The 4,655-nt window shown below is 66.1% G+C and carries 4 protein-coding genes; all 4 read left to right on the plus strand.

The annotated features are described in order from the left end of the window. Positions 1–326 precede the first annotated feature (326 nt). The 4 genes from ACGLHR_RS50675 (at position 327) to ACGLHR_RS50690 (ending at position 4,463) form a co-directional block, all read left to right on the plus strand. Positions 327–1,130, plus strand: coding sequence for an enoyl-CoA hydratase/isomerase family protein (locus ACGLHR_RS50675; RefSeq protein ID WP_150993488.1), 804 nt, complete (start codon positions 327–329; stop codon positions 1,128–1,130). A gap of 68 nt (positions 1,131–1,198) precedes the next feature. After that, positions 1,199–2,068: a PhaM family polyhydroxyalkanoate granule multifunctional regulatory protein gene (locus ACGLHR_RS50680; protein WP_400103554.1), complete on the plus strand. Its 870-nt coding sequence runs from the start codon at positions 1,199–1,201 to the stop codon at positions 2,066–2,068. 91 nt (positions 2,069–2,159) lie between these two features. Further along, on the plus strand, positions 2,160–3,380 hold the full coding sequence (locus tag ACGLHR_RS50685; protein WP_400103557.1) for a patatin-like phospholipase family protein: 1,221 nt from the start codon (positions 2,160–2,162) through the stop codon (positions 3,378–3,380). 219 nt (positions 3,381–3,599) lie between these two features. Then, positions 3,600–4,463, plus strand: coding sequence for a ferritin-like domain-containing protein (locus ACGLHR_RS50690; protein WP_318237110.1), 864 nt, complete (start codon positions 3,600–3,602; stop codon positions 4,461–4,463). The last annotated feature ends 192 nt before the right edge of the window (positions 4,464–4,655 follow it).

Genomic DNA, 4,655 nt, shown 5'->3' on the forward strand with positions numbered 1-4,655 from the left:
CCATCCTTCAAGCTCTTCTTGTTGTTGCAGAGGCTTGAAAGTTAACACAAATTCGAATTTGTTAACAGTATTGGGCCTAGGCGGGCAGCCGCTGGCCGCGCGTGGATGGGAGCGCTTATAATTGACCGACCGCCCGGTTGGCTAATTGCCATCGACTGCCCCAGGCAGCCTCCGGCGGAGCCCCGGGCCGCCCCTCGCGGCCCGGCCCCCAAGCGTCACCAAGGAATGGCCACGGCCATCGCTGCCTCATGACCGCTATCCCGCCCGCAATCCCGCCGGAATCCTCCCCGCCCTCTTCCAATCCGTCCGAGGCGGACAACGCGCCGTTGTCGCCACGCTACGACCGCTACCAGGCACTGACCCTGCGCCGGCATGGCCCCATCCTCGAGATCGTGATGGGTGCGCAACAGTCCGCCAACCGCAAGCTAGCCACCGCTGACGCCAATATGCACCGCGAGCTGGCGGAAATCTGGCGCGACGTGTCGGCCGATCCGGACGTGCGCGTGGCGCTCATCCGCGGCGAAGGCAAAGGCTTTTCGGCCGGCGGCGACCTGTCCCTGGTGGAAGACATGGCCAACGACTTCGCCACCCGCACCCGCGTGTGGCACGAGGCCCGGGACCTGGTCTACAACGTGATCAATTGCGACAAGCCGATCGTGTCGGCCATGCACGGCCCGGCGGTCGGCGCCGGGCTGGTGGCCGGCCTGCTGGCCGATATCTCGATCGCGGCCAGGACCGCGCGCATCGTCGATGGCCATACGCGACTGGGCGTGGCGGCGGGCGACCATGCCGCAATCGTGTGGCCCCTGCTGTGCGGGATGGCCAAGGCCAAGTACTATCTGATGCTGTGCGAGTCGGTGAGCGGCGAAGAGGCCGAGCGCATCGGGCTGGTGTCGCTGACCGTGGACGAAGAGGAACTGGTCGAGCGCGCCTTCGACGTGGCGCGCCGGCTGGCCGCGGGCTCGCAGACGGCGATCCGCTGGACCAAGTACGCGCTGAATAACTGGCTGCGTATGGCGGGCCCCTCGTTCGATGCCTCGCTGGCGCTGGAATTCATGGGCTTTGCCGGCCCCGATGTGCAGGAAGGCGTAGCCAGCCTGCGGCAAAAGCGGCCGCCGCAGTTCGAGTAACGCACGTAGTTCCGATCAATGCAGTTCCGCAGCCGGCGTCGCCGGCTGCCACCCCCGGAGGCGAGACCATGTTCGGCCAGATTCCAGATTTCACCAACGGCTTCGAGTTCCTTCGCAAGATGTGGGGCAGCGCCGCCGGCATGCCGGGCGGGCTGATGCCTGGCCTGCAGGCCATGACCCCGCCGATGAACCTGGAGGATGTCGACAAGCGCATCCACGATCTCAAGGCCGTGGAAGGCTGGCTCCAGCTAAACACCAACCTGCTGCGCACCACCATCCAGGGCCTGGAGGTGCAGCGCGCCACGCTGGTGGCGCTGCAGACCATCGGTACCGCGCTCTCGCCGGAGGCGATGCAAAGCGCAATGGAAAACGTGGCGCGCGCGGCCAACTCGCCCAGCGCCGCGCCGTACCAGCAACCCGCGGAGCCCCCGGCAGCCCGGCGCGTCTGGCCCGAGCCCACGGTCGAGGAAAACGAGGACGAGGAAGACAACGGCCCCGATGCGCCCGAAGCCGGCCAGGCGCAAGAGCCGGCCACCGCGTCCGGCCCGGAAACCAGCCAGAACGGCGCTCCCCCGCCGGATGCCAACCTCTGGTGGGATGTGCTGCAGCAACAGTTCAACCAGATTGCCAGCAGCGCTGCAACGGCCAGCATGTCCCCATTCGGGAACCTGGGCGCCTTTGGCATGCCCGGCGCGGCCGCGCCGGAAGCCGCGCCCGCACCCGCCGCCAGGCCGGACGGCAAGGCGCCGGCCAGCAAGGCCAGGCCAGCCCACAAGCCGGCCAGCAAGGCAGCCGGCACCAAGGCTGCGGCCAAGCCGGCCGCCAAACCTGCCCGCAAGGCCACGCGCCCTGCCAGCAAGAAATCCGCGGCGGCCAAGCCCGCCGTGCCGGAAGGCAGCGCCAACGGCGCGGCCGATACTTCCGGCGATCCGTCCTGAGCCGGAGCGGCACCCGAGCCACGCGACACCAGGGAACCCCCTTGATCCAACTTCGGAGCCAACGCCTGTAGTGAAGACCACCTCGCTGATCATGATGGGCGGCGGCGCCCGCGCCGCCTACCAGGCTGGCGTGCTGCGCGGGCTTGCCCGCATCGCCGCGCAGCACGGCCGCGATCGTGGCCGCATTCCCTTCGACATCATCTGCGGCACGTCGGCCGGCGCCATCAACGGTGCCGGCTTGGCGATCAACGCGGCCAACTTCCGTGCCGCGGCCGACAGCCTGGCCGCGCTGTGGAGCGGCATCCATGCCGAGGATGTCTACCGCACCGGCATCGTCGGCGTGGGCGCATCCGGCGCGCGGTGGCTCTCCGCGCTGGCCTTCGGCTGGGCCATCCGGCGCGCGCCGCGGGCGCTGTTCGACAACACGCCGCTGGGCGGCCTGCTCGGCGAGCTGTTCGACCCCGAGCGGGCGCAGGCTAGCCTGGACGCCGGCGACCTCCAGGCCTTTGCCGTGACGGCGCTGTCTTACACCACCGGGCGCCACGTCACCTTCTACCAGTCCCATCGCCGCATCCACCCATGGCGCCGCAGCCAGCGGCTGGCCGTCGAAGCCAAGATCGGCGTGGACCACCTGCTGGCGTCGTCGTCCATCCCTTTCCTGTTCCCCGCGCTGCCGCTGGAGCTGGAAGGCCACCATGAGTGGTTCGGCGACGGCACCATGCGCCAGATGTCGCCCTTGTCGCCCGCCATCCACCTGGGCGCCTCGCGCATCCTGGCCATCGGCGCCGCCTCCCGCCAGCGTCCCGGCTGGTTCGACACCGTGCCGGCCGGCGGCTACCCGTCGCTGGCGCAGGTAGGCGGCCAGGCCCTGGCCAGCATTTTCCTCGACGGCCTTTCGGCGGACCTGGAACGGTTGCAGCACATCAACAGCCTGCTCTCGCGCATGCCGGAGATCGCCAACGACAGCGAAGGCTGGCGCCCGGTGCAGGTGATGACGATCTCGCCCAGCGAGCCCATCGAAGCCATTGCCGCGACACATGTGCAGCAACTGCCCCGCACCGTGCGCGCCCTGCTGGCGCCGTTGGGCGGCACCGAAGCGCGCGGCGCGGCCTTTGCCAGTTACCTGCTGTTCGAGCCCGAGTTCACCCAGGCACTGATCGCCCTGGGCGAGAAAGACGCCCTGGCGCAACAGCACGAGCTCGCGGCGTTCCTCTATGACATCATCCCGCCCGATCAAGGCGACGACACAAACTCAACGCCCCCACGGACGGTTACACTTGATGTCGAACCACCCGCCGGTGTAACGGCCTGACTTAAAGGCACGGCAGGCTTGCCGCATCGTCGGGCCCGGCCAAGAGCGTCGTAAAGGCCTCTTTTTCGCGTCAACAAAAGAAGGGAAAGGCGCGATATTCGCCCATAAATTGGGCATCGCGCAGGTTCAACCACAAACACCCATGTCCTTTGCGCTTAAAAAGGGCATTGGGAATAATTCGCATCTGGTAGAATCTGCCCGTAATTTCAAAGGCTTACCATGCTCTACCCCGAACTGTTCAAATCGCTGGAAGCGGTACGTTGGCACATGGACAAGGACATCCCCTGGGATTCCTTCGATCCGAGCCTGCTCACGGACGACCAGGCCAAGACGATCCGCATGAATGCCATCACGGAATGGTCGGCCCTGCCCGCCACCGAGATGTTCCTGCGAGACAACCGCCACGATTCCGACTTTTCGGCCTTCATGAGCATCTGGTTCTTTGAAGAGCAGAAGCATTCGCTGGTGCTGATGGAATACCTGCGCCGCTTCCGCCCGGACCTGGTGCCGACCGAAGAAGAGCTGCACGCCGTGCGCTTCGAGTTCGACCCGGCCCCGCCGCTGGAAACCCTGATGCTGCATTTCTGCGGCGAGATCCGCCTTAACCACTGGTATCGCCGTGCCGCCGAATGGCACACCGAGCCGGTGATCAAGCAGATCTACCGCACCCTATCGCAGGACGAAGCCCGCCACGGCGGCGCCTACCTGCGCTACATGAAGAAATACCTGAACCAGTTCGGCGACAGCGCCCGCTCGGCCTTCGCCAAGATCGGCGTGCTGATGGCCTCCGCCCGCCGCACTGAAAAGCCGCTGCACCCGACCAACCTGCACGTCAACAAGGCATTGTTCCCCAACGACACCATCCAGTCGCGCCTGCCGGATCCGGATTGGCTCGAGCACTGGCTCGACGAACAGATCCGCTTCGACGAAGGCTGGGAGAAGAAGGTGATCGAGCGGATCCTGCACAACATGTCGCTGCTGTTCGAGCGCACTTTCGAGACGGTGCAGGATTTGAACCGGTATCGGAAGGAGTTGAATGCGAGGTTGCAGGCGGCGGGTGGTGCGCAGCCGGCGCAGGCATAAAGTTGGGTTTTGGCTGGGGGTGTAGTTTTGGCGCCTTCGGCGGGACGGGCCCCATCGGATGATGGGGTTTTGTTTTTTTGGGGTGTTGGGTTTTGGTTGGCGTTTGGCTGTGGCCGCAACTGCAACTGCAAAATCAGCTTCAACTTCAACGGCTTAACTTCAAAAGCAACTGCAGTTTCACCTCCCCTTCGG

The organism is Cupriavidus sp. CuC1 (assembly GCF_044627735.1).
GTDB lineage: Bacteria > Pseudomonadota > Gammaproteobacteria > Burkholderiales > Burkholderiaceae > Cupriavidus > Cupriavidus ulmosensis.

Bases quoted from the DNA above. Each gene is read 5' to 3' on its own strand.
- ACGLHR_RS50680 (WP_400103554.1), top strand. From the start codon at position 1,199: ATGTTCGGCCAGATTCCAGATTTCACCAACGGCTTCGAGTTCCTTCGC.
- ACGLHR_RS50685 (WP_400103557.1), top strand. From the start codon at position 2,160: ATGATGGGCGGCGGCGCCCGCGCCGCCTACCAGGCTGGCGTGCTGCGC.
- ACGLHR_RS50690 (WP_318237110.1), top strand. From the start codon at position 3,600: ATGCTCTACCCCGAACTGTTCAAATCGCTGGAAGCGGTACGTTGGCAC.